This is a genomic window from Desulfobacter vibrioformis DSM 8776, assembly GCF_000745975.1.
Taxonomy (GTDB): Bacteria; Desulfobacterota; Desulfobacteria; order Desulfobacterales; family Desulfobacteraceae; genus Desulfobacter; species Desulfobacter vibrioformis.
In genome coordinates this window covers 252321-278893 of sequence record NZ_JQKJ01000002.1, presented here as the reverse complement: position 1 = coordinate 278893, position 26573 = coordinate 252321, and the positions used below count along the sequence as shown (strand labels likewise).

Here is a 26573-nt window from a genome sequence, read left to right as displayed (position 1 = left end):
TGGAGCAAATACATTGGTACTCAAAGAGAATAAAAATACAGCTGACGGGAAAGAGGGAAAAACCGATTCCCCGAATACTCCTGAGACAGACGAGCAAAAAAATTCCGATAAAGGAAATAACCCGGAAGCCAAGGATGATCTCAAAGGGCTTGAAGATCAGTTAAATGAGCAAAAAGATAAGGTACTCAGATTATCTGCGGAATTTGAAAATTTCAAAAAGCGTAAGCAAAGAGAAATTGATGATTTTAAGAAATTTGCCAACGAAACCGTTTTCAGACAGCTTCTTTCAGTGGTGGATAATCTAGAGCGGGCCATTGATTCGGCCACAGATTCAGTAGAGGAAACCAGTCTGCTTGAAGGCGTAAAACTGACCCACAAAGAGCTTCTCAAACTGTTTGAATCCTTCAGCATAAAGCGGGTTGAGGCAGAAAATCAACCCTTTGATCCCGCGTTCCATCAGGCCGTCACCCATGCAGAGAATAATGACGTACCGGACAATACCGTCACCAATGTCCTTCAAAAAGGATATCTGCTTCATGACAGACTGCTCAGGCCGGCCATGGTGGTTGTTTCAAAGGGCGTTGAAAAACAGACTCAAGAAAATACGATAGAAGACTAAAGATATTTAGAAAGGAATTGTTATGGGTAAAATTATTGGAATCGACCTTGGCACAACCAATTCATGTGTCGCGGTTATGGAAGCTGGTGGAGAGGTAAAAATTATTACCAATGCCGAAGGCGGCAGAACAACGCCGTCCATTGTAGCTGTCACTGAAAGCGGGGAGCGGATTGTAGGCCAGACGGCTAAACGCCAGGCCGTAACAAACCCTGAAAATACAATTTTCGGTGTAAAGCGTCTCATCGGCAGGAAATTCAACTCAAAGGAAGTCCAGGACGATATTCCCATACTTCCTTATCTATTAGAAGCCGCCGCCAACGGCGACACCCGGATCAATATCAGGGGCAAGCAGTACAGCCCTGCTGAAGTATCCTCGTTTATTTTATCCAATATCAAGAAAACTGCCGAGGATTACCTTGGAGAAGCCGTGACCGAAGCCGTTATTACGGTTCCGGCCTACTTTAATGACAGCCAGCGCCAGGCCACCAAAGATGCCGGCAAAATCGCAGGGCTGGAAGTCAAACGCATCATCAATGAACCCACCGCCGCCTCCCTGGCCTATGGCCTGGATAAGAAAGGCGAAGAAAAAATCGCGGTTTTTGACCTTGGCGGCGGTACATTCGACGTCTCTGTCCTTGAAATCGGTGACGGGGTTTTTGAAGTAAAATCCACTTCAGGTGATACACATTTAGGTGGTGAAGACTTTGACCTGCGTGTCATTGACTACCTGGCAAACGAATTCAAAAAAGACCAGGGCATTGACCTGCGAAGCGATAAAATGGCGCTTCAACGTCTTAAAGAGGCTGCTGAAAAAGCAAAAATGGAGCTGTCGACCTCTACGGAAACCAGCATCAACCTGCCCTTTATTACAGCGGACGCATCCGGGCCCAAGCATCTGGACATGAAACTGACCCGGGCAAAACTGGAGTCCCTTGTGTCCGATCTTCTGGACAAACTGGAAATTCCCTGCACAACAGCGCTGAAAGAAGCACACATGAAACCCGGAGATGTGGATGAGGTGGTGCTGGTTGGCGGCATGACCCGTATGCCTGCGGTTCAGGAACGTGTTGAAAAGATCTTTGGCAAAAAACCCCACAAGGGCGTTAATCCGGATGAGGTGGTTGCCATGGGCGCAGCGGTCCAGGCAGGCGTGCTCCAGGGCGATGTCAACGACGTGCTCCTGCTGGATGTCACCCCGCTTTCCCTGGGCATTGAGACCCTTGGCGGCGTTATGACCCGGCTGATCGAAAAGAACACCACCATCCCCACCAAAAAGAGCCAGGTGTTCTCCACGGCGGGTGACAACCAGCCGGCCGTGTCCATCCACGTACTCCAGGGTGAACGCCAGATGGCAGCAGACAACAAGACCCTTGGTCAGTTTGAACTGTCCGATATACCTCCTGCACCCAGGGGCGTTCCCCAGATTGAGGTCACCTTTGACATTGATGCCAACGGTATTGTTCACGTATCAGCCAAGGACAAAGCCACAGGCAAAGAACAGTCCATCCAGATCACGGCAGCATCCGGCTTAAGCAAAGATGAGATTGAGCGCATGGTAAAAGACGCTGAGATGCACGCTGAAGATGACAAGAAGAAACGGGAACTGGTGGATACCAAAAACCAGGCCGAGGCCCTGGTGGACCAGACCGAAAAAACCCTGAAAGAGCATGGGGACAAAGTGGATGAAGCCACCAGAAAATCCATTGAGGATGCAGTCCAGGCCCTGAAACAGGCCAAAGACTCCGACAACCTTGAGGATATCAAGGCTAAAGTCGAAGCCCTGTCCCAGGCCTCCCACAAACTGGCCGAAGTGATGTACCAGCAGGCACAGACAGACAGCCAGGCCGGTGGTGCTGATGCCGGTGCCGGTCCTGCCAACGACGATGATGATGTCGTTGATGCGGATTTTGAAGAGGTCAAAAAAGATAAATAAAGATATTTGATACGCCCCGTCTTGGATCATATCCTTCGGATCCAGGGCGGGAATTTGATGTTGAATATAATCCTGCCGTGGTCTATATTGCCCGGCAGGATTTTTATTGGCGATGAATTTTAACACTAGGGCTGTGAACCACGGAAAACACGGAAGGACACGGAAATGGGCTTGATTTTTGAACAAGAGGCGTCAACTTTGACCGTCACCCAAAAATACAAATTGAGCGATTGTCGTCCTAACGTTCAGTGCTTTCCGTGTCTTCCGTGGTCATAAACAGGAAATGTTGATTTAATATGATCATCACCGACATCCTCCGGCAGAACAACGCACGTTACCCGGAAAAAACAGCTTTAATTGAACGAACCCCGGCCACGGGCCGGCGCGTCCAGATTACCTGGTCCGGTTTTTACCGGCAAAGCGTTCAGACAGCCAATGCCCTGCAGGCCAAAGGCATTAAAAAAGGGGATAAAGTGGTCCAGCTCATGACCAATTGCCTGGCGTGGCTGCCCATCTATTTCGGGGTATTATATACCGGGGCCTGGATTGTTCCCCTGAACTTCAGGTTTGAATCAGATAAAATCCGTTTGTGTACCGTAACAGCAGAAGCCAAGGTTTTTATTTTCGGCCCTGAATTTGTGGACCGGCTGGAAGAAATCAGACAGGAATTATCCCGGTTTGTGGAATTGTGGATATACACAGGACCGGAGAATGACTGTCCGGACTGGGCCTGTTCTTTTGACCAATTTATCTGTGAAGCAGACGGCCTCACGACTCCGGATGTGGACATAACCCCTGAAGACGATGCAGCCCTGTATTTCACCTCCGGAACCACCGGCACCCCCAAGGCGGTTCTGCACACCCACAGGGCGTTGATGCACGCATGTAAAGTGGAAAATGAGCACCACAGCCAAACCCATGATGACGTATTCCTGTGTATCCCGCCCCTTTACCACACCGGTGCTAAGATGCACTGGATGGGCTCTTTTCTGGTGGGGGGCAAATGCGTTCTGCTCAACGGTGTCAAGTCAGAATGGATCATTGAGGCTGTATCCGAAGAGAAGTGTACCATTGCCTGGTTGCTGGTGCCCTGGGCCCATGACATTCTCATTGCCATTGACAGCGGCCGGATCAATCCCGCTGACTACAGCCTTTCCCAGTGGCGCCTCATGCACATCGGGGCCCAGCCTGTTCCGCCAAGCCTGATCCGGAACTGGCGCAACCATTTCCCCGGTCAGGATTACGACACCAATTATGGTTTGACCGAGTCCTCAGGCCCCGGGTGTATCCATCTAGGCGTGGCAAACGCGGACCGGATCGGCCCCATAGGTCTTCCCGGATATGGCTGGCAAGCCCGGATCGTGGACAAGCAGGGCACCCATCTGCCCTTTGGTGAAACCGGTGAGCTTATTGTCAAAGGGCCAGGGATGATGAAAGAATATTACAAAAATCCCGAAGCCACGGCCAAAACCATAAAAAACGGATGGCTGTTTACCGGGGACATGGCCAGGTATGACAAGGAGGGGTTTATCTGGCTTGTGGACCGCAAAAAAGATGTGATCATCTATGGCGGGGAGAACATTTTTCCTGTGGAAATTGAAAATTTTTTTCTCAAGCATGAAAAAATCCGGGATATTGCGGTGATCGGCGTGCCTGACGAACGTTTAGGAGAGATCCCTGCCGGTATTATCAGCCTTAAACCCGATACCATGATGTGTGAACAGGATATTCTTGATTTCCAGAGTGAGCTTCCCAGGTACAAGCAACTGAAAAAAATATTTTTCGGTGACGTACCCAGAAACCCCACCGGTAAAATAGAAAAACCGAAACTGCGAAGAATTTATGCCGAAGACAAGCGCAAATCCATGGAATTGCTGCTCAAATAATAAAGGGGAAATAAAATGAAATATATGGCCAGGCGTTTTACCGCATGGGCAATGGCGGTTTTTATCTCCATGATACTGGTACCCTTGTCCTGCAATGCGGCCCCGTCCTTTGATGGTAAAACCGCCGAAATCGTCTCCGGTATTGAGGCAAAATACGCCAACAAAAGTTTCAGTGCCGATTTTGAACAAGCCTCACGTCTGACCGCTCTGGACGTGACTGAAATCGCCAAAGGCAAAGCCTGGTTCAGCCACCCGGGAAAAATGAAATGGGCATATGAAAGTTCAGACAACCATGAAATCATCACCAATGGGAAAAATCTGTGGATTTACCGTCCCGAAGAAAACCAGGTGATGACCGGAGATGCCGCCCCGTTTTTTCAGTCCGGCTCAGGCGGCGCATTTCTGGCAGATATCCGGAAAATCAGAGAAGAGTTCATCATTGAACCGGGCAAATCGGGAAAAAACTTTGCACAGCTTATGCTGACCCCGAAAAAACAGACCCCAGAGCTTGCAAAAATACGTATCACAGTGAATCTTCCAGGATATGAAATCTCTGCGGTGGAAACCGAAAATATTTACGGGGACACCACCAGGTTCATATTTACCAAAATCACGTTCAGCACGTTTGACGAACAAATATTTGAATTTACCCCCCCGCCGGGGACAGAAATGATAGAAATGGACTGATGACGACTAAAAATTCTACACTCCACCACCAAATCCGGAACCTGGCCAAGGCAAAGAAGGCCATTATCCTGGCCCATAATTACCAGCCTGCCCAGATTCAGGACCTAGCGGATCTGTGCGGCGATTCCCTCGAAATGAGCATAAAGGCGGCTGCCACGGATGCGGACATTATTGTCTGCTGCGGGGTCCGCTTTATGGCCGAAACCGCAGCCATCCTCTGCCCGGACAAAATAGTACTCATGCCCAATCCCGATGCCGGGTGTCCCATGGCAGATATGGTGACCCCCCAGGCACTGGTCAGACGCAAGGAAGAGCTTGGCGGCATCCCTGTCATCACCTACGTCAACTCATCTGCTGCAGTAAAGGCGGTATCTGATATCTGCTGCACCTCCGCCAATGTGGTCAAGGTGGTAAACGCCTTAACGGCGGATGAAGTGCTCATGACACCGGACCGGAACCTGGCCCTTTATGCTGCGGCCAATACCGGTAAAAAGGTCCATTTGTGGGAAGGATACTGCCCCTTTCACAACGATTTAAGTGTTGACGCGGTCAACGCATCGAAATCCGCTCACCCCAAAGCCCTGTTTGTGGCCCACCCGGAGTGCCCCCCTGATGTGCTTGAACTTGCCGACAGCATCCAGTCCACATCGGGAATGATCCGGTTTGCCGGTGACAGTTCTGCCGACCAGTTTATTCTGGGCACGGAGACAGGCTTGATCCATGCCATTTCAAAGGCACACCCTGAAAAAACCTTTTTTCCCGTATCAGATCAACTGGTATGCCCGGACATGAAGAAAACACGATTGCAGGATATTATGAACTGTCTTGAAAATATGTCAGGACAGGTGACGGTTGAAGAAACAATCCGTATCAAAGCCATGAATGCTGTTAAAAAAATGATTAATACCAAATAGATGAAAGGTGATCCTGGTTTTAACGGTCATGGTCCCCCCTCGTGTCAGGTGTTCAGGCGGAACGGGTGATCAGCCAGACCCCGAGGCAGATGACGGCGATTCCGGCCCAGCGTGTCAGGCTGATATTTTCCTGAAAGAAGCGCCATCCCGCAAAGGCCGTGACAATATAGCCGATGGACAGCAAAGGATAGGCATAGCTGACCTCGACCCTGGAGAGCACCAGCAGCCAGACCACCACACTGACGACGTAACAGGCCAATCCGGCAAGAATATACGGACTTGAGGCAACGGCAAAAAAAAGAAGACCGCTGTTCTGCAGGGAAAACTCAAAGTAACCGATTTGCCGCATTCCCTGTTTAAGCGCCAGTTGGGCGGCCGCGTTCAGCAGGACGCCGAAAATAATCATAGGAAGGTAGATGGCCATGTTTGTTTCCTTTTAATACCGCAAGAACACATATCCTGCGGGACCGTTCCGGTCTTGAAAAACAGGGGCAGGGAACTGATTTTGCCATTGAGTCACATTTCTGACCCTGGCAATCAGAATCGCCTTGCCCCGGTTTTCTCGGATCAGGCCGGCTGCAGCTTTGGCATCAAGCTGTCTGCCCTTGGCATCCGGATATGTCAATCCATAATCCATTTCACCGGCCCCCCCAAGGATATAGACGTCGTTTCGTTTCAAATACCAGCAAACCGCCCTGAGCGAATTCTCATCGGAAATGATGATGTCGTCACGGGAAACATTTTGCCTGTACTTTTCCAGAATAGGTCCGGGACATTTAACTTCACGGGTCAGATCCGGAATGGTGAAGTGGGCGATAAAAAAGAAAAACAGGGGGGCGGCACCGAAGAGAATGAGTTTGACCTGCGGGTGGCGGCTTTTCAGCGACCAGGCGCTGAGCAGCACAAAAAAAGCCAGGCCGTTGATGACCATCATCATTTTCCAGGATTCGCTGAAAGGCCTGAATCCGTTGAAGCCGAAAAACTGAATCATGGGGAAGGCAAGCAGAATGACTGCGAACAGCATGGCGGTTACCGCCGTCCCTCCCTGGAAAAACCGGTTTGGCCCCGGTTCCTTGAACCGGTGCCGGAACCCGGTCGCCATGAGAATGGCAAAAGGCGGAAAACAGGGCAGAATATAGGTGAGCAGTTTTCCCCTGGAGAGCGAGAAGAACAAAAAGGGCAGGATCAGCCAGCAGAGGCTGATCCGCAGCAGCCGATGCTTTGGGCCGTCCCCGCGGAACTGGGCGGCGATCCCCTGGATAGCGGCCGGGCTTACAAATGTCCATGGAAGGAACATCGCCGGGGCTGCCAGAAAGAAAAACCAGAAGGATTCACGGTGCTGGGCATTGTCTGCCAGGAACCTGCGGATATGTTCGTTCCAGAAGAAAAAATGCCAGAAATCCGGTTCCTTTAAATGAATGAGGATGCTCCAGGGCGCGGCTGCAATCAAAGCCGTCAGGATCGGCAGCCAGCTCATCCGGAACAGATCCTTGTATCTTCGTTCCCAGACCAGATAGGGGGCAAGCGTCAGCACGGGTACGGCAAAGGCCAGAAACCCCTTGGTCAGGAATGCGAAACCGCAGAAAATGCCGGACACCAGCAGTAACCCTTTTTCCCGCGTCGAGCCGGGCCCGGCTTCAGACGCAAGGTAAAATCCGGTGATGGTGGCGGTCAGAAAAAATGAAAACAGAGTGTCCAGTACAGCGGTATTTCCCACGCCAAAGACCTCAAAACAGGAGAGAAAGATCAAGGGGGCCAGCAAGGCGTAAAACTGCCTTTGTTCATCCTTCCGGCTGCCTGCATTCTGCATCAGAAAAAAGATCAAAACGGCGGACAGGCCAACCGCCAGGGCCGATGGAAAGCGCACGGCAAAATTATTCTCCCCGAAAAGCTTAAGGGATGCGGCATGAACCCAGTATCCCATGACCGGTTTTTCAAAGTAGCGCAGCCCGTTGATACGGGGAGAGATCCAGTCGCCGCTGGCAATCATTTCCCTTGGCACTTCGGCGTACCTGGTCTCATCCGGCACCACAAGATCTCTGACCCCCAAAGGCAGGATATAGGCCAGCAGAAAAAAAGAGACCAGCAGCAGGACGGTAAATTGGTTCGTTTTACTCATTGGGGCAATTTCTCCAGGTTGACACAGGTTTCAGACAGGGGGGCCTGGCAGGAGATCCATCCTTCCCTGCCGGCTGCAGTGACTTGGGCCAGGTGTGATTTTTTAATCTCAGGAGTGCCGGCATAGATCTCTCCCAGGGGCGAAAAGCCGATTCCCCGCTTCCCGGCTTGACTCAGAAAATTATCGAACAGGTTCAGGCAAAGGATGCCCTCCACCTCGGCATGGATGGTCAGTACGTTAAACCGTCCTGGCTGAATCAGGTTCAGCAGGTGGGCGTTATAGGTTTCCGGCGTACATTGCCTGCCCACCAGTTCATCATAGGTCGGCAGGGTGGCTGGGATCTGGGGGTGGCAATGGCAGCGTTGGCCTGTTACCGGATAAAAAGGGGCCTCCCCCCTGCAGTTCGATTCAAACCGGAAGGGGAACTGTTCCAGGGCGGACAGGCCCTCCGGGGTAACCTTCCAGGCCGGGGCGGCAAAACAGTCCGGAGGCCTGCCGATAATTTTTTCCAGCAGTTCATACCCTTTCCGGATTTCCCCTGTAAGGGTTGCCGGGTCCATCCGCTCAATCTCCTTTTGCCAGCGGTGGTGGTCCCAGGCGTGGAGTCCCACCTCATGGCCCTCTGTTGCAGCCCTGCGCATGGGTTCAGGGCTTTTTTTGCCGATGACAGGTCCGGGCCACAGGGTTCCCCTCAGTAGAATGTCCCATCCGTAAAGGCTGGCTGCCTTTGTCCTGAGCATTTTTATCAGAAAACCCGGCCGCACAAGCCGCCAGAGATGACGGCCCATATTATCCGGACCCACGGAAAAGAAAAAGGTTCCCTTGATCCGGTGGCGCTCCAGCAGCGCCAGCAAGCTCGGAACCCCTTTCCGGGTGCCGCGCAGGGTATCCACATCTATTCTTAGGCCGACTTGAGTTTGCATTCTTCGGTTTTCACCTTCTCCACAGCGTTGAGGAAATAATCCAGGGTCTCTGCCACGGACTGCTCAAAGGGGACCGCCGGGGTCCATCCCAGAAGCTTCTGGGCCTGGCAGATGGACGGCCGTCTGTGCTGGACATCCTGGTAACCGGACCCGTAATAAGCCCGGGCTTCGATACACTCTGTCCCGCCGTCCGGAGGAAACTGGGATCTGAGCGGATGTTTGGCGAATTCCCGCTTCAGAATACCGGCAAGGTCGGCCATGCTGTATTCGTTATCCGGGTTGCCGATATTGAAAATACGGCTGTTGCACTGGCCGTTTCTGTTTTCGATGATCCTGAACAGGCATTCAACCCCGTCTTTGTAATCGGTGAAGCAGCGTTTCTGCTGGCCGCCGTCCACCAGCCGGATGGGAGCACCTTCCACCAGGTTTAAAATAAACTGGGTGATCACCCGGGAACTGCCGATCCTGGCGGACTTAAGGGAGTCCAGTTTGGGTCCGACCCAGTTAAAAGGCCGAAAAATGGTGAACGGCAGCCCCTGGGTCTTCCCATAGGCCCAGATGACCCGGTCCAGCATCTGCTTGCTGCAGGAGTAAATCCAGCGCTGCTTATGGATGGGGCCCAGGACAAAGTTGGAGCATTCCTCGTTAAACTTGTCATCCTCACACATGCCGTAAACCTCTGAGGTGGAGGGAAAAATCAGCCGCTTCTTATATTTGACGCAGTACCGGACAATGCGCAGGTTTTCCTCGAAATCCAGCTCAAATACCCGCAGTGGATTCCTGACATATTCGATGGGAGTGGCAATGGCCACCAGGGGCAGGACAATATCGCATTTGCGGACATGATACTCAATCCACTCCCGCATGATGGAGATATCCCCCTCTGTATAATGGAAATCCGGATGTTCCAGCAGATCCTGGATGCAGTCTGATCTCAGATCCATGCCGTGGACCTCAAAGTCGCCGCTGTCCAGCAGCCGTTTGCTCAGGTGGTTGCCAATAAAGCCGTTGACCCCGAGGATCAGGACATGCTGTTTGCGCCTTGTGGCCAGCACAGACCCGGTTCCTCCGTAAAAACGCATGCCGGGCGCAAGCTTCAGCTCCTGGGCAAGCTGCTTCCCGCTCATGTAAAGGCTGTTTTCCCCCTGGCCGTAGCGCACCTCCACCGCACCGCTGCCGCAGGCGATACAAAAGGGGGCCAGGGAGAGGATGGTGCCTGGGGCGGCATCCGAGGCAAAGGCAACCTCTGCCACATCCCAGAAAAGGCACTTCCGGTTGCCCAGAAAGGAAAAGGCGCCGGGATAGGGCCGGGTCACAGCGCGCACCAGGTTCCTGACAACCCTGGCGCTTTTTGTCCAGTCAATCTGTCCGTCCCCAGGCCTGCGGCCCTTAAAGTAACTTGCCACAGCGTTTTTTTGGGGCATACGCGGGGCAGTACCGTCCAGAATCTTTGGCAAAAGCTCTGCCAGAAGCCCACCGGCAGCCTTGCCGATTTTTTGGTGCAGGGTCAGGGCGGTGTCCGTTTCAAGGACAGGCACCTGTTTTTGGCCCACGATGTCCCCGTCATCCGGCCGGGGGGTCATGTGGTGCAGGGTGACCCCGGTTTCAGTCTCCCCGTTGACCAGTACCCAGTTCACCGGGCACCGGCCCCGGTAGCGGGGCAAAAGGGAGCCGTGCAGGTTCATGCAGCCTTTGGGGGGAATGGCCAGGATTTCCTGCCCCACCATATTGCGGTAGTAAAAGGAAAAAATTTGATCCGGGGCCAGGGCCCTGATCCGTCCGACCCAGAGGGGGTGGTTGATATCTTCAGGAGAATAGACCGGGATCCCGCTGGCTGCGGCCAGTTCCGCCACAGATGCGAACCATACGGCTTCATGGGGATCATCCCCATGGGTAAAGACCGCCTGGATGTCGTATCCATGGTCCAGAAGGGCTTTGATGCCGATGCATCCGATATTATGATAGGCCAGTACAACGGTTTTCATATTGACTCCTTAATAATGTATTGCCCTGGGTCAGTGGCAGACCCACAGGGTTTATCCGCCTTTTCCGCCTGGGTATTCAGCGGTGCGGCAGCGTTGATTTCCTGGATGAAAAAACGGGGACGATTCCGTACATCGTGATAGATACGTCCGATATATTCTCCGAGAAGCCCCATACCGATGAATTGGGCTCCGACAAAGAAAAAGAGTACAGCAAACAAGGTAAATATGCCTTGGGCAGCCCACTGGGCCCCCCAGGCGAACCGCAACACCATCAGCAACAGGCCGAAGCCGATGCCGCTGGCGGCGATCACCGATCCGATCAGAGAAAGAAGCCGCAGGGGATAAGTGGACATGGAGGTGAGCAGGTCAAACTGAAGGGAAATCAACTTGAAAAAGCTGTACTTGGATTTTCCGTTTTCCCGGGATGCATGATCAACAGGGATCTCAACGGAATTGCCGGCAAAACTGTTGGCCAGAATGGGAATAAAGGTGGACCGTTCACGGCACTGGAGCATGGCCTGGACAATGGGACGCCGGTAGGCCCTGAGCATGCAGCCGTAATCTGTCATCATCACGCCGGTTGCCTGTCTGACAAGCCGGTTGATCACAGCGGATGCGCTGCGGCGGAACAGGGAGTCCTGCCGGTTCTGGCGCACTGTGCCCACTACGTCCACACCGCGGTCTATCTCCGCCACAAGCCTGGGGATCTCTTCCGGCGGATTCTGGAGGTCGGCGTCCAGGGTCACCACGATGTGACCGCAGCTATGTTCCAGTCCGGCAAAGACCGCCGGGTGCTGGCCGTAATTCCGGTTTAAAAATATCCCCACGATTTCCGGGTGATGGTCAGCCGCATTTCGAATGAGTTCCCTGGACCCGTCCCTGCTGCCGTCATCCACCAGGATGACTTCAAAGGGCCGCCTGAGGGGCTTGAGGGCAGACAGGCAGCGGCCTATGAGTTCAGGGAGGTTTTCCTTCTCGTTGTACACCGGGATGACCAGGGAAATGTCCAGTTCCTTCACGCCAGTACCTCCTTAATCGCTTTCACAACGCGGTCCACGTCCTCCGGGGTCATGTCGGGAAACAGGGGCAGAGAGCAGATCCGCTCTGAATTCCACTGGGTATGGGGCAGGTTTGCTGCGGCCAAGGGCATGGTTTCCCGATAGTATTTCTGGGTATGCACGGCTTTGAAGTGGATGCCGGTGCCGATGTTTCTCTGTTTCAGCCCGTTCATAAAGGTTGCCCGGTCCATTCGCGCCCCTTTTGTGTTCAGCCGGACCACAAACAGGTGCCAGGCGTGGCGAATGGAATAGGACGGCTGGCCCAGGGGCAAAATTTCATCCACCTCTGCCAGAAGTTTCAGGTAGCGGCGGGCCAGCAGGGTCCTTTTTTGAATAAAGTCTTCCAGCCGGTCCAGCTGGCCCATGCCCAGGACTGCAGCCATGTCGGTGAGGTTGTACTTGAATCCTGGCGCCAGCACTTCCGCCTGGGAAGACCTTCCCTGCATGGTCCGGTCATAGGCATCCACACCAAGGCCGTGGAATTTCAGCCGGCGGAGCGCCGATAAAAGGGCGGGATCATCTGAGCAGATCATTCCGCCCTCGCCGGATGTCATGTTTTTGATGGGGTGAAAAGAGAAAACGGCCGTGGACCGGCAGCCTATCCTCTCTCCCCGGTATTCGGTACCTGCGGCATGGGCCGCATCTTCAACCAGAGGAATATTCCGTTTCCGGGCCAGGCTGCGTAAAGCATCCATATCTGCAGCCGCTCCGGCAAAATGCACCGGGACGATCAATCTGGTCCGTTCGGTGATGAGATGCTCGATGTGCTCAGCAGAGATCATCAGGGTGTCACGGTCTACGTCAGCAAAGATGGGGGTGGCACCGGCCAGCTTGATGAGGTTTACTGTGGAAACCCAGGTCATGGACGGGGTGATCACCTCGTCGCCAGGGCCAATGTTCAAGGCCGCCAGCACAAGATGCATCCCGCCCGTGGCTGAGCACAGGGCAACCGCTCCCCCTGCATGGCAATAGGCAGAAAAAGCGGCTTCAAATTCAGCAGCCTTTGGCCCGGTGGTAATCCATCCGGATCGCAGCACATTTGCGACAGCATCAATTTCAGGCTCGCTAATGGACGGTCTGGAAAACGGCAAAAATTGAGGTCTCATATGTTCCTTTTTTTTAACAAAAATTTTCCAAATAGACGCTCTGATATACACAGGCGGTTACGGCTGGGAATTATGTCATACGGAAAATGAAGATTTTATGAAGAGATTGAACGTGATGCCGACCCCAGGCACCTGAATACTGCCACCGCGACGACTTTGACGACGGTTTAAATTTTTTTTAAGAATCAGAGTTTATTCAGGCCCCAAGGCTGTCCAAGCCTTGGGGAGGGGGGGAGGGCGAGACTTGACTATACCGTTGACTGTGGCTCGGCATTTGCGCTTAGTGCCTTACTCCTGAGCTTCTGTCATAAAAAACAAGAAATTGTTAGACTCCTTTCTTCTTGTTTCTAGTTTCCAGTCTCTAGTTTCTGCGGCTCTGCCGCCTTAGGTTTGATGAGTGGATAAAATCAAATTAAAAAATAATACAAATTAAAAGGGCTTTTTGGCGGATATGGATTTTATTTTCATGGTCACCTCTTTCCACCGTTCTTTTTCCACACGATCTGCACTCTTGTTTCTCCGGGAGGAAATATATTCCAGTTCCCGTTTCATTTTGCGGTAGTTTTCCAACCTGGCTTCGGTCAATTCTCCGTCCTGGACGGCGGTAAGAACCCTGCACCCGGGTTCGTGGGTGTGGGTGCAGTCTGAAAAACGGCATTCGTCCCCCAGCGTTTCTATTTCCGGAAAGGTCGATTCAACACCCTGGTCAATATCCCAGAAACTGATTTCACGGATACCGGGATTGTCAATGATCATTCCGCCCTGGGGCATTAGGATCAGATCCCGGGACGTGGTGGTGTGGGTCCCCTTTCCCACATGGGCACTGACCTCGCCGGTTGCCTGGACGGTTTTACCGTACAGCCGGTTGATCAGCGTGGATTTGCCTGTGCCGGAAGATCCCGCCATGACACAGGTCCGGCCATGCCCCAGATAGGGCGTCAGGTCGGACAGCCCTGAATTATCCAAAGCAGATACCAGATGTACGGGAACGCCGAATGCAATGGTTTCCACCTGGTTCACAAAATGTTCGGGAGCCTGGTGAAGATCCGCCTTTGTCAGGATGATTACCGGATTCAGCCCGCAGTTATAGACCAGGGTCAGGTAGCGCTCAATGCGGCGCAGATTAAAATCCCGGTCAAGTCCGGTAACGATAAATACGCTGTCAAGATTGGCCGCGATGATCTGCTCCCGGCCCTCGCCTGATTTTCGGCTGCGCATGCCTGAAGCGCCCCGGGTCAGGGTGTTTTTTCGCGACAATATCCGGGTGATAACTGTTTGTCTGGTCATAACCCAGTCTCCGACAACCGGATATGTGCTGCCGCACTCATGTTGAAGTTTCCCGGATAGGGTTGTTGTCCGCTCTCCTTTTCCGTCATTGATAAAAAAACTGTTTCTCCTGACCCCGGTCACCCTGGCCGGGATAAGAGAATTATCGTCAATATTTTTCAGCTGTGACTGGAAACAGGATGCCCAACCCAAATGGGAAAGATGTTTAAAATGATGGTCTTTCATACGCTAGGTTACTCCTCGTTATGACATGTATCAATTCGGTGTTCAGGCACGAACTATTTACTGATGGCGCTTTTAATCAGAACCTGCAGGTTGCGCTTGGACGCCTCAAGTGTCTGCCACAGGGCCTGGTGGTCGGCACCGGACTGAATTTTTCTGACAAATTTTGCATAATCGGTGTGCCACTGCCGGTGGGCTTCTTCAATTTCGGCATGGCCTCCGATCTTGCATATATTTGCATGTAAAGGACAGGATTCTGCGGTTTGCAGGCGATTCACATCTATCAGGTCGGGAATCGTGTGCAGGGCATTACGCATGGAAAAAAGCCTGCCAATATGACCTGAATACCAGCCGTAAAGGGTCTGGGGGCTCTTGGGCTCAGGCGTACACGGGTTGTACCGGGCCAGCCAGACAGCGAGGTCTTCAGCGGGCATCGGCTTTGCGTAGGCATATCCCTGGAAAAAAATATGCCCCTTGCTCATATGGAACAAGGTCTCTGCAATATCTATATTTTCAACACCTTCGGCAATACATTCAAGCCCGCGGTTCTGTGCCAGAAACCGCAGGGAGAGAATCAGATCAATATTTTCAAAGCTGTGGGGCAAGGAACGCACAAAGCTCTGGTCTATTTTGATCCCGGAGACCGGCAGGTTCACCAGACGCAACAGAGAGGATTCGCCGGCCCCCACATCATCAAGGAAAATGCCGTAACCTGCTTCACGCAGGGCGAATAACTGTTTCATCACCCCGGGATCATCATGGAGCGAGGATTCAAGGATCTCAAGACATACCCGCTGGGGATCCGCGCCTGCCTGCACAAGATATCCCGGCAGTTTCCCAAGCCACTCTTTATCCAGCAGGGCCTCGGGCGGCAGATTAATGCTGCACATCACCGGCGTCTTGCTGACCCGGGACAAGTTTTCGAGCACCTGGGCCAACCCGATCTCAAACAGGTCCCGCAGATGACTTGTGCCAAAGGAGGGCAGAAACAGTCCCGGGGAAATAATCCGCTCCCCGTCCACCAGCCGGGCCAGGGCCTCTACTTTCACCGTACATCCGGTGGCAGGATCAATAATCGGCTGGTAATACATATTCACCCGCTGGCGTGCCAGAAGCTGCCGGTACGTCAGTCCGTCGGACAGGCGGCTTTGCCGCTTGGCCCGGGAGCGTTCAATCATGTCAAAATGACCCCCAATCACGTCTGCCAGGTGATTCCAGTAATACCTCATGGATTTGTCGGAAAAATATCCGGGGAATTTTCCGCACACAAGCAGATATGCTTTGGGGGCATATTTCAGGTCGTGGAGCATGAAAAAACCAAAAGAACGGATCCCTTTGGTGACGCAGGCTTCTTTGAGGCTGCCAAATGATTCGGAACAGTCATATACATGATTTTTCACAAACGACTGTTCGTTGAACCAGGCTTCTTCTATTGTAGGTATTTTAACTGTGGGGTATCCGGTGTCACTGCCATGTTCCGGCCCAAAGGGGACATGCCCCATGGAGAGCATATGGCGGTAAGTGCCGTTCTTCACGCTGCCAAAGGCCACGCCGGAAATGCTCTTTTCAAACGAATTCATGAGCAGATTCAACACGGCTCCCATTAAATCCAGGGTGGTTTCCGGGTCTTTTAGACGGCTGACCTGGTTATAGACGTCAAGGCGGGTGTGCTGGACTGCCGCATAGGCCTCTATTTGTGTGATCACATCAAATTGCAGGCGCCGGGAAATCAAACGTTTAAGTGCATCCTCATCGGCGCCTGCGCCTGAGGTCAGAAGACCTGCAATATCGGCATAAAGGATTGAAGACTCTGTGAGCAGATCTGTGGATACCCCCACAAAACAGTGCATGTAACCGATCTTCAAAGCCATTCGGCGATGCTCATCTACGGTGATACCCGGGGACACGATCATGGTCAGATAAGCGGCCTGGGATTTTTTCAGCCGGTCAAACTCCCGGCCGGAGATATTTCCCAGAATTTTTTCTGCGGCAGGAATCTTTAACAATGTGTGATAAAAATTATCCACTGCCCCGGCAATCTGTGCCCTGGCCGGTCCAAGGGTGGAAAGCATTTTATCCGCCCCCGGACCATAGGCGGATTCAAGCCATATGGGTGTTCTGTTGCTCTCTTTATCCATCACATCACCTTATTTCAGGCTTGTGCAGCGTTATCGTATCAGGTCTTCTGTATCCTTTTTCTTGAGCTTTCCGGCCAGGATATGCCGTTTGGCAGCATTGAGTTCCACCTTGCGGATGCGGATGGATAAGGGGGTCACCTCAACCATTTCATCATCCCTGATAAAATGGATGGCCTGTTCAAGGGTCATGGGTTTAATCGGAGAGCAGATCGTGGCATCGTCTTTGCCCGAAGCCCGCATGTTGGTCAGCTTCTTTTCCTTGCAGGCATTGACGTCAATATCAGAATGGCGGTTGTGTTCGCCAATGACCATGCCCTCGTATACCGGTGTTCCGGGCGTGATCAGCAGCCTTCCCCGGGGTTCCAGATTAAACAGGGCATAGGGCACGGCCTTACCCTGGCGGTCACACACAATGGAGCCTGTGTAGCGCACGGGAAACTCCCCGCGATGGGGTTCATACCCGGACAGATAGGAGTTCAGGATGCCCGTGCCCCGGGTGTCGGTCATGAACTCGTCCCGGTACCCGATCAGGGAACGGGACGGGATAGAGAACTCCAGGCGGACCCGGCCCTTGCCGTTGTTTACCAGGTTGGTCATCTTGCCTTTTCTGACAGACAGTTTTTCGGTGACCACGCCCATGAAATTCTCATCGCAGTCCACGAACAGGTGTTCAATGGGCTCCAGGATCTGTCCGTTCTCTTCGCGGTAAATAACCTTGGGGCGTCCCACGCACATTTCAAAATTCTCCCGGCGCATGGTTTCAATGAGAATGGCCAGCTGCAGTTCACCGCGGCCCTTGACCACAAAGCTGTCGTCATCACTGCTCTCTTCCACCTCAATGGCCACATTGAGCAGGGTTTCCTTAAGCAGGCGCTCCCGGATTTTCCTGGACTGAACATTTTTACCCTCTTTGCCGGCAAAGGGGGAGGTGTTAATGGCAAACCGCATGAACACCGTGGGTTCGTCCACTGTAATCCTGGGCAGGGCCAGGGGATTTTCCCGGGTGCAGATGGTATCACCGATTTTTACATCCTCAATGCCTGCCAGCACAACGATATCTCCGGTGTCTGCCTGATCCACCGGCACCAGCGTCATGCCGTCATAGGACTGGAGTTTGGACACCTTGAGCTGTTTCTGGCCGCCGTCCTCATTCATACACACCAGAGACGCATTGGAGGCGGCAGACCCGTTGAATACCTTGCCAATGGCGAGGCGCCCCAGGTAATCGGAATAGCCGAGGTCTGATACCAGCATCTGGAAAGGGGCGTCAGGATCATAGGACGGCGCGGGCATCTCATTGACAATAATATCAAAAAGGACCTTCAGGTTATCCACCTCTTCTTCCAGTTCCCGTTTGACAATCCCGTCCCGGCCAATGGCGTAGAGATAGGTAAAATCCAGCTGCTCATCCGTAGCGCCAAGATCGATAAACAGGTCGTAGACCATGTCCAGTACCTCGTCGGTCCGGGCATCCTTGCGGTCAATCTTGTTGATGATCACAAGTACGGGAAGGCCGGCCTCAAAGGTTTTTTTAAGCACAAACCGGGTCTGGGGCAAAGGCCCTTCAGAGGCATCCACCAGCAGAATGGCGGAATCCGCCATGGAAAGGGCGCGCTCCACCTCACCGCCGAAATCGGCATGGCCCGGGGTGTCAATAATATTGATCTTTACTCCGTTGCAGGTGACCGAGCAGTTTTTGGCAGCAATGGTAATGCCCCGCTCCCGCTCCAGGTCCATGGAGTCCATGAGCCGGTCATCCACTTCCTGGCCTTCACGGAACATTCCGCTCTGTTTAAACATGGCATCCACCAGCGTGGTTTTCCCATGGTCAACATGGGCGATGATGGCAACATTTCTTAATTTATCATTTACTGCACTGTTTTTTTTCATACGCTCCTGTTATCTAGATACCCGGGTGGTGCCGTCCGGTGCTGTCAACACCCGCACCCGGTCCCCGGGATACATTGGTACATCCGCCTCCTGGACCACCACAATGGTGCGTCCTTTGTCAAGATTAACAACAATTTCAAGCCCGTCTTTGGTTCCGGCTTCCTTTTCAATGACTGCCCCCAGGGCCGCACCAGCCAGGGCCCCGGCAACGGTGGCCACACGCCGGCCCGAGCCCTGGCCGATGGTGCTGCCGAGCACACCGCCGGTCACTCCGCCGATGGCCCCACCGGCAACCGGGGGATTTGAGGCCTGGATAATGACGGATTTTACAGATTCCACAGTTCCTGTATCCACGATCTGGGCCTGCATGGCCTGTTCATGGGTATATACATTGGAACTGGATGACGCGCACCCTGCCATGGCCAGCATTGCTGCAGCCATGATGCAAACAATAAATTTCGTTCCTGATCCAACTATATTCATGTTTCACTCTCCCGGGTTTATACATAAAAAATGTGCGCCAAAGGCGCTTCACCCTCTTGTTTCTTGTCTCCGGTATCTTGACACGTGCCATTATACCGCCTGCAATCGACAAAAGGAAGTAATCATTGCATGGGATAAAGTCAACGCTGTGACAAAGAGGATTTTGAGACCCCAATGCGTGTAATCAACATCGCATTGAAATTTCAACTCCTTGTGTATCAAGCGTTTTTTCGTCCTACTTTTGGTTTCGTTTGGAATTGTTTTTAATTATTTGACCTTGACGGGTACAATTTAGGCACAGGCAGGCACACCACAGACCAACGGATTATTGTCCGTTGGTCATCTTTTCTAAACCCACTAATCAGATCAAGCACCCTTTTTTTATCTTAAAATGATTTGCTGGAAAATCTCTGCCTTGGCTTTACGCTCATTTTTACGTATCCCTCTCGGGCATTTTCGAGAAAGGGGAATGTGGGTTACTCCAGCAACGATGATTCAACCGATTGTATTCCTGTCCAGCCCATGTGAGCGCTGATAAAATTTAGAGTACAATCGGTTTGAATCGGTTAAGATCGTTTGACATCGGGTAGGTTCTTAATTTAAAATTTTAATTCAGAGAATAAATGGTATCCTCTATGTTTTCATTTAATAATTACAGGGCTTAAACTCAACCTTCTATCAGGGGCTTGAAAAATGACTGAGATGGAAGACCGTTGGTTATCGATAAATGAGATTTGCACGTATTTAGGGGTCAGCAATGACACCGTATACAAATGGATTGATAAAAATGAAATGCCAGCACATCGTATGGGGCGTCTATGGAAGTTCAAGAGAGATGACGTGGACGAGTGGGTGAAGGCTGGTGGTGCTGCCGAACATAACAAAAAGGAATCTTGAAAAGTAATGCGTGACAATAGATACAGCATGTCATTTACAACAGGTGGTCTTTTTCACAGAGAGTCGGTGAACCTGACCAAGCTGTATCTTGATTTAGGAGACTGGAACTCTGTCCGAAACAAGGTGGTCGAAGAGAATTTGCTGCAGGCAAGGACACAAAATACCCTTAAACGGGTTTGCAGCGAGGTGGTTTCCCGGCTTAAGCTGCTTAGTATAGTCGAACTTGAATTCCTTAATCAAGGAGGCCATCAAGAACAAGGCTATCTCCTGTGGCTTGCCGTTTGCCGGCGATATAGATTCATCGCTGATTTTGCCATTGAGGTTCTTCGAGAGCGCTTTCTCTCACTCAAAACCGATATAACCCATGAGGATTTTGACGCCTTCTTTAATCGAAAATCAGAATGGCACTTGGAGCTTGAACAGATATCTCCAGCAACACGAAGGAAATTGAGGCAGATCCTGTTCAGGATACTTCGCCAGGCAGATCTTTTGACCGCCGGCAACATGATAAACGCGGCCATGCTTAGCCCACAACTTTTGGAGATTCTCTGCCAAGAAGGACATTGCGATGTCTTATGCTTTCCGATGTTTGAATTCGATCCCAAGGAAGTGACTTAAGTGACAGCGGATATTATTAAAATGTCAATGCAAGACAAATTTCAGCACCTCTATGCAGTGATTTCAGGGCAGCGCTTTTTGAAAAATCACGGTCTTGGAAATGAAGTGCCGTTCTTCATATGTCCTTTTAAACCGGAAGAATCCGTTGACATGGAACGTCTCCGTCATAAACTGGTTAATCGCCTTGAACAGACCGGCATTCGAATTTTGCAGATCAATCTCTATGATCTCTCAATAGAAATACTGAAAGAACGAAATATCTGGAATCAAGTTCTTGAAATTGAGGCATCTGTCTCCAAAGATCAGCTCAAAGAGTTGCTGCAAGGCGTACTTGATCCTGAGACACATCTTGTCCCGGCTATAGCAGCCAAGCTGGCAGACGAGGATTTCGATGTTCTTTTTCTTGCCGGAGTCGGCGAGGTGTTTCCCTACATCCGTTCGCACAATGTTTTGAATAATTTGCAGAGTACTGCCAAAGAAAAGCCAACGGTCATGTTTTTTCCAGGGGCCTTTACCCATACACTTGAGTCCAGGGCTTCTCTTGATCTTTTCGGAAAGCTTCATGACGACAAGTACTACAGGGCATTTAACATTTTTCACTGCGAAGCGTAAACATAAGGAACCAGATGACACTTAAGAACGTTTTTCATAAACCGGTTGATCGACCGATTGAAGGGGTCATTAAAGCTGACGACGAGGCCAGTCTTCGCCTGGAAATCGAAGAGTACGTCCTGACGAACGAAGTTGAAAAACGGCTGGAATCATTTCTGGACGCATACAATAACTACCAGGGCGCCAACGGCGTTTGGGTTTCCGGTTTTTTTGGGTCCGGCAAATCCCATCTTTTGAAAATGCTGGCACTTGTGCTTGAAAACAGGGAGATAGACGGGGCGTCAACTTTCGATCTGTTTTTGCCTAAGTGTGAAGACAACGAGATCCTGAAAGGGGATCTCAAACGAGCTGTCGGCATCCCTTCAAAAAGCATCTTATTCAATATTGACCAGAAGGCCGATGTTATCAGCAAAACACAAATCGACGCACTCCTTGCCGTATTTGTAAAAGTGTTTGATGAGATGTGCGGTTATTACGGCAAACAGGGTCATATTGCCCAGTTCGAGCGTGATCTTGACAGCCGTGGCCTGTATGGGCGATTTAAATCCGCCTATGAATCCATTGCCGGCAGAGCATGGGAAAGCGGCAGAGAGCAGTCCCTGCTGGAGTCTAAAAATATTGCAACATCCTATGCTCAGGTAACCGGTGAAGAAGAAGCACAGAGTCTTGGGATACTGGACAAATACCGCAGCCAATACCGCGTTTCCATTGAAGATTTTGCCGAGCAAGTTTTTGCATATATCGAACGGCAATCCGGGCAAGAAAATCAAAAAGGGTTCCGGCTGAACTTTTTTGTCGATGAGGTCGGGCAATATGTTGCTGATAACGTTAAACTCATGACCAACCTCCAGACCATTGCCGAGAGTCTGGCCACCAAATGCCGGGGGCGGGCCTGGATCATCGTGACGGCCCAGGAAGATATGGGAAAGGTGGTGGGAGAGATGGGCAAACAGGAGGGCAATGATTTTTCAAAAATCCAAGCCCGGTTTGCCAATCGTATGAAGCTGACCAGTGCCGACGTGGCCGAGGTTATCCAGAAGCGCCTGCTCTCGAAAACAGACCAGGGCGCCCAATCCCTCTCAGACATATACCATGAGCAGTCCAACAACTTTAAGACCCTGTTTGATTTTGCCGACGGTTCCCAAACCTACCGAAACTTTAAAGACAGGGATCACTTCATACACAGCTACCCGTTTATTCCGTACCAGTTTGCACTGTTCCAGGCAGCCATTCAAAATTTATCCCAGCATAACGCCTTTGAAGGCAAGCACAGTTCGGTGGGTGAACGCTCCATGCTGGGTGTATTTCAGCAGGTGGCAATTCAGATCGGGGATCATAAAATCGGGCAGTTGGCGACCTTTGACCTGATGTTCGAAGGAATTCGCACTGTCCTGAAATCCAACATTCAGCGGGCCATTATTCAGGCGGAAAACCATCTTGAGAATCCCTTTGCCATACGGTTGCTGAAAACACTCTTCCTGGTCAAATACGTCAAAGAGTTTAAATCCACAGTTCGAAACCTGTGTATTCTGATGCTGGAAGGTTTTAATCTGGACCTGCCTGCATTGAGGAATCGTATAGAAGAAGCCTTAAACCTTCTGGAACAGCAGACCTATATCCAGCGCAACGGGGAAATCTATGAATACCTCACCGATGAGGAAAAGGATGTCGAGCAGGAAATCAAAAACACAGAGGTAGAATCGCCGGAAGTTGCCGACGAGCTTCAGAAGATTGTTTTTGACCACGTCATCAAGCACAGAAAAATTCGATATGATGAAAACGGGCAGGACTACCCGTTTTCCAGAAAGCTCGATGACCGGCTCCATGGCAGGGAATACGAGCTTTTCATCCATGTCATCAGTCCGTTTAATGAGAACGTTGATAATGAAATGACCTTGAAAATGCAGGGCTGGGGCCGGGACGAGCTGCTGGTTCTCATGCCTGCAGATGAACGCCTCGTTCGGGATATCCTGATGTATAAGCGAACTGAAAAGTACATCCGCCAGAATATCTCGGTCACACAGCAGGAGGCGGTGAGGCGCATCCTTACAGACAAGGGATTCCAGAACAGAGAACGGTATGCCCAGGTACAGCAGCAGGTCCAAAATCTGATGAGCCAGGCAAAATTGTTCGTGGCAGGGGCGGAAATTGAAATCGGTTCCGAAGATGCCCAAACAAGAGTGGTACGCGGATTTCACGAACTCATCTGCCGTTCCTATCCAAACCTTCGGATGCTGCGCGGCATCAGCTACAGTGAAAACGATATAGCCAAATGCCTTAAGGGGGCGCAGGATGGGTTGTTCGGCAATGACGCAACATCCCTTGCCGAATCAGAGCAGGAGCTTCTGGCGTTCATCCAGAGTAATAACCGCAGTGGCGTGCGAACTACACTGAAGACGCTGCTGGAAAAATTTGAGATCAAACCCTACGGCTGGAGCTATGCCGCAGTGCTTTGCACCCTGGCCAACCTCTGTGCCCGGGGTAAGGTGGCGGTTCGTGCCGACGGCAATCTGCTGGAGGAGAATGAGCTTGAACGGGCGCTGCGCAACACTCATGGGCACGGCAATGTGGTACTGGAACCCCAGATTGAATTTACAGCGTCCCAGGTCCGCGCCCTCAAGGAATTTTTTGAAGATTTCTTTGACACGCCGCCTGCCGCCTCCGAGGCAAAGTCCCTGGGCAAAGAAACCGCCACCGCCCTTCAGGACTTCATGAATCAGCTCACCCCATTGGCGGCATTGGTCTCCCAGTATCCGTTTCTGAATGCATTAACACCGGTGCTTGAAAAAATTAAGGCACTGACCGGCAAGTCCTACACTTGGTACCTTACCGAACTTACCCGGCAGGAGGATGCGCTGCTTGATATGAAGGAAGGGCTCATCGACCCTGTCCGAAAATTCATGGGAGGCCCCCAGAAAGAGATTTTTGACAAAGCCCGAGAGTTTATTCAAGCCCAGGAATCCAATTTTGCCTACATTGAAGGAGATGAAGCCGGACAGATAACCGGCCTATTGACTAAGCCTGATTGTTTTAAGGGCAATTCTATGCAGCAGGTAAAATTGCTCCTCCAAACTCTGGAAAATAAAGTCGACGCCCAAATTGAGGCTGAAATCGCCGAGGCCAAGGAGATGGTTGCTGCGCTGAAAAGCCGGATCGAGAGCATGGCTGAATTCGGCGTATTAAACGAGGAAAAGAAAGAACAGATTGCCCGCCCCTTTAACGAAGTCAAAGCCGGCATTGCGCGTCAGAAACTGATTGCCGTTATCCGGGACACCCTGCGAAGGTTTGAGGAAAGCGAGTACCAGCGGTTGCTTTCAAAGATGACGGCCTGGGCTCAACCAACGCCAACGCCTGACCCTGATCCTACGCCAGCATCAGGCGGACCAGCTACCCCGGAACCCGGTCAGAAACCCAAACCACCGGAAAAGACAAAACCGCACATAGAATATGTCTCCAGCCGTAATGTGAAGGTTTCATTCAATAAAGCCTGGCTGGCAGATGAGGCCGATGTGGATGAATACCTCAAATCCATGCGCAGCGCACTGCTGGAAGAGATCCAAAAAGGAAAAAGGATTCAAATATGATCACAAACCTGACTCTGAAGAACTTCACAGTCTTCAAAAACTTGTCCATCGACTTTTCCGCCAAGATCAATGTGATTATTGGTGAGAACGGTACCGGGAAAAGCCATCTACTAAAGGCTGCCTACGCTCTTTGTTCAGCAAATAATGGATTAAGCAACCAAGAAGAAGTATCGAATAAAGAAATAAAAGAGGCTGTGACGAATAAGCTTCTCAATGTTTTTCTCCCCCCTGATCTGAAGCTTGGAAAAATGCGCAAGATAGGGGTGGCTGAAGATGCTTGGATGGGGGCCAGTTTTGTTTTCGATAAAGAGATCGCACTGAGATTCCGCTCAAATTCAAAATCAGTCACAGTAGAGGAGAATAGTGATTACGAGCGCTATAGCTTAAGTCCTATCTTCATTCCCACGAAGGAACTCCTGACATTTTTAAGAGGTTTCGGTAACCTCGAGATGGATACGAGTGTTCTGAAACTCATTTTCGATGAAACCTATTTTGATCTTGCTACTAAACTGCTCAACGATGCTGGTCAGGAGCCGCGAGAAAAAGAAGAGTGGCTGCTTGAAAGCTTGGTGAACAAAATGGAAGGACGATTTTCTCTGGACACTGGAGAAATGTCGTTTCAACCAGGCACCTACACTGAATATGCCCACGGCAAGTCCAAGGATGGCAAGCTGACCTATTTTTCGCCGCAAAGAAAAGATGTGTTCAGCCCCAATATGATGGCTGAAGGGTTCCGTAAATTCGGTATATTACAAAGACTACTGCAAAATTGTTCCCTTGTTCCTGGTGTTTCAGGCACGTTGTTCTGGGATGAACCGGAGTCCAATCTAAACCCTCAGCTCATGAAGCTGCTCGTACAGACAATGCTGGAGCTGTCGCGCAGCGGCCTGCAGATCATTCTGGCGACCCATGACTATGTGCTGCTCAAGTGGCTTGATCTCCTCGTCAATACGGATGCAGGTGATCACATTAGATTTCATGCGCTTTCAAAGGAAAATGAGGGTGTGCAGATTCAGTCTGCTGATGATTATCGACATCTGAACAGCAATGCAATCGCCAATACATTCAGCGATCTGTACGATGAAGAGATCAAACGCTCTTTGGGAGGTGCTTGATGACAGTTTTAGCTGAGAATGACTTGGAATTTGATTTTAGCTCGGCCATGGAAGCGATCATCTTTGATGATGATGCCTTGCACAATCCCAGCACTATGAAGAGGGTAGACTTTATAGCAGAGTACACAGATCGGTGTCTCTTTCTGGAAATAAAAGATCCCGATCAGCCAGGAGCCGCCAATCCAGAGGCATTCAAAACAAAGTTGCTAACCGGAAACCTCATACCTGATTTAGCTGGAAAGTACCGGGACAGCTATTGGTTCCGCAGTCACAGTGGGAAAGTAACAAAACCCATCCACTACGTTGTATTGATCTCTATGGCCAGCCTCGAGCCGGCGTTGTTGCTGGCAAAACAGGATGAACTGAAGAAGTCTCTGCCGATCACGCATAAAGATTGGTCAGCGCCCTGTGCAGCTGGCTGCGCAATTTTGAATCTGGATCAGTACAAAAAACAGTTCGGCGCAAATTCAGTCCGGCGTCTGAGTGCGGGAGGCTAA

21 protein-coding genes are annotated in these 26573 nt (G+C 51.3%); 11 read left to right on the top strand and 10 right to left on the bottom strand.

Going from position 1 to position 26573, the window contains the following annotated elements; genetic code table 11:
- The first annotated feature begins 13 nt into the window (after positions 1-13).
- From grpE to nadA, 5 genes are all read left to right on the top strand, one after another.
- Entirely contained in the window at positions 14-619 is a 606-nt protein-coding gene (gene grpE / locus Q366_RS03005; protein WP_035236147.1) for a nucleotide exchange factor GrpE, read from the top strand.
- A 22-nt stretch (positions 620-641) separates the two neighbouring features.
- Positions 642-2552, top strand: a complete 1911-nt coding sequence (gene dnaK / locus Q366_RS03000) for a molecular chaperone DnaK (RefSeq protein WP_035236145.1) — start codon at positions 642-644, stop codon at positions 2550-2552.
- Between the two features lie 296 nt (positions 2553-2848).
- Positions 2849-4438, top strand: a complete 1590-nt coding sequence (locus Q366_RS02995) for a class I adenylate-forming enzyme family protein (protein ID WP_035236143.1) — start codon at positions 2849-2851, stop codon at positions 4436-4438.
- A 15-nt stretch (positions 4439-4453) separates the two neighbouring features.
- The gene (locus tag Q366_RS02990; protein WP_035236141.1) at positions 4454-5125 is read left to right on the top strand and encodes a LolA family protein; all 672 of its coding nucleotides are present in this window, start codon (positions 4454-4456) and stop codon (positions 5123-5125) included.
- A complete protein-coding gene (gene nadA, locus Q366_RS02985) occupies positions 5125-6039 on the top strand; it encodes a quinolinate synthase NadA (protein WP_035236139.1) in 915 nt (304 codons plus the stop codon). Before Q366_RS02990 ends, nadA begins: the two co-directional genes overlap by 1 nt.
- A 52-nt stretch (positions 6040-6091) precedes the next feature.
- Here the strand turns inward: nadA and Q366_RS02980 are convergent, their stop codons facing one another.
- The 10 genes from Q366_RS02980 to Q366_RS02935 form a co-directional block, all read right to left on the bottom strand.
- Entirely contained in the window at positions 6092-6463 is a 372-nt protein-coding gene (locus tag Q366_RS02980; RefSeq protein WP_035236136.1) for an SMR family transporter, read from the bottom strand.
- 12 nt (positions 6464-6475) lie between these two features.
- The gene (locus Q366_RS02975) at positions 6476-8158 is read right to left on the bottom strand and encodes a phospholipid carrier-dependent glycosyltransferase (RefSeq protein WP_051957787.1); all 1683 of its coding nucleotides are present in this window, start codon (positions 8156-8158) and stop codon (positions 6476-6478) included.
- Positions 8155-9081: a polysaccharide deacetylase family protein gene (locus tag Q366_RS02970; RefSeq protein ID WP_035236134.1), complete on the bottom strand. Its 927-nt coding sequence runs from the start codon at positions 9079-9081 to the stop codon at positions 8155-8157. Before Q366_RS02970 ends, Q366_RS02975 begins: the two co-directional genes overlap by 4 nt.
- Entirely contained in the window at positions 9060-11066 is a 2007-nt protein-coding gene (gene arnA, locus Q366_RS02965) for a bifunctional UDP-4-amino-4-deoxy-L-arabinose formyltransferase/UDP-glucuronic acid oxidase ArnA (protein ID WP_035236132.1), read from the bottom strand. Before arnA ends, Q366_RS02970 begins: the two co-directional genes overlap by 22 nt.
- Positions 11063-12085, bottom strand: coding sequence for a glycosyltransferase (locus Q366_RS02960; RefSeq protein ID WP_051957786.1), 1023 nt, complete (start codon positions 12083-12085; stop codon positions 11063-11065). The genes arnA and Q366_RS02960 overlap by 4 nt, the downstream gene beginning before the upstream one ends.
- Positions 12082-13230, bottom strand: coding sequence for an aminotransferase class I/II-fold pyridoxal phosphate-dependent enzyme (locus tag Q366_RS02955; protein WP_035236130.1), 1149 nt, complete (start codon positions 13228-13230; stop codon positions 12082-12084). The genes Q366_RS02960 and Q366_RS02955 overlap by 4 nt, the downstream gene beginning before the upstream one ends.
- A gap of 429 nt (positions 13231-13659) precedes the next feature.
- Positions 13660-14742: a ribosome small subunit-dependent GTPase A gene (gene rsgA / locus Q366_RS02950; protein ID WP_035236128.1), complete on the bottom strand. Its 1083-nt coding sequence runs from the start codon at positions 14740-14742 to the stop codon at positions 13660-13662.
- Between the two features lie 53 nt (positions 14743-14795).
- Complete coding sequence (locus Q366_RS02945; protein WP_035236125.1) at positions 14796-16877, bottom strand: EAL domain-containing protein; 2082 nt, start codon at positions 16875-16877, stop codon at positions 14796-14798.
- Between the two features lie 30 nt (positions 16878-16907).
- Positions 16908-18767, bottom strand: a complete 1860-nt coding sequence (gene typA / locus Q366_RS02940) for a translational GTPase TypA (RefSeq protein ID WP_035236123.1) — start codon at positions 18765-18767, stop codon at positions 16908-16910.
- A gap of 9 nt (positions 18768-18776) precedes the next feature.
- Positions 18777-19250: an outer membrane lipoprotein gene (locus Q366_RS02935; protein WP_035236121.1), complete on the bottom strand. Its 474-nt coding sequence runs from the start codon at positions 19248-19250 to the stop codon at positions 18777-18779.
- A gap of 693 nt (positions 19251-19943) precedes the next feature.
- On the opposite strand from Q366_RS02935, the gene mads1 reads away from it, so the two are divergent.
- The 6 genes from mads1 to Q366_RS02905 are packed head-to-tail and all read left to right on the top strand — an operon-like array spanning position 19944 to position 26573.
- A complete protein-coding gene (mads1, locus tag Q366_RS02930; protein WP_035236119.1) occupies positions 19944-20147 on the top strand; it encodes a methylation-associated defense system helix-turn-helix domain-containing protein MAD1 in 204 nt (67 codons plus the stop codon).
- Between the two features lie 6 nt (positions 20148-20153).
- Positions 20154-20765, top strand: a complete 612-nt coding sequence (locus tag Q366_RS02925; RefSeq protein ID WP_035236117.1) for a DUF1819 family protein — start codon at positions 20154-20156, stop codon at positions 20763-20765.
- A gap of 21 nt (positions 20766-20786) precedes the next feature.
- The gene (locus Q366_RS02920) at positions 20787-21377 is read left to right on the top strand and encodes a BREX protein BrxB domain-containing protein (protein WP_035236311.1); all 591 of its coding nucleotides are present in this window, start codon (positions 20787-20789) and stop codon (positions 21375-21377) included.
- A 14-nt stretch (positions 21378-21391) separates the two neighbouring features.
- Positions 21392-24961: a BREX system P-loop protein BrxC gene (gene brxC, locus Q366_RS02915; RefSeq protein ID WP_035236115.1), complete on the top strand. Its 3570-nt coding sequence runs from the start codon at positions 21392-21394 to the stop codon at positions 24959-24961.
- Entirely contained in the window at positions 24958-26076 is a 1119-nt protein-coding gene (locus Q366_RS02910; protein ID WP_035236113.1) for an AAA family ATPase, read from the top strand. Before brxC ends, Q366_RS02910 begins: the two co-directional genes overlap by 4 nt.
- Complete coding sequence (locus Q366_RS02905; protein WP_035236112.1) at positions 26076-26573, top strand: hypothetical protein; 498 nt, start codon at positions 26076-26078, stop codon at positions 26571-26573. The genes Q366_RS02910 and Q366_RS02905 overlap by 1 nt, the downstream gene beginning before the upstream one ends.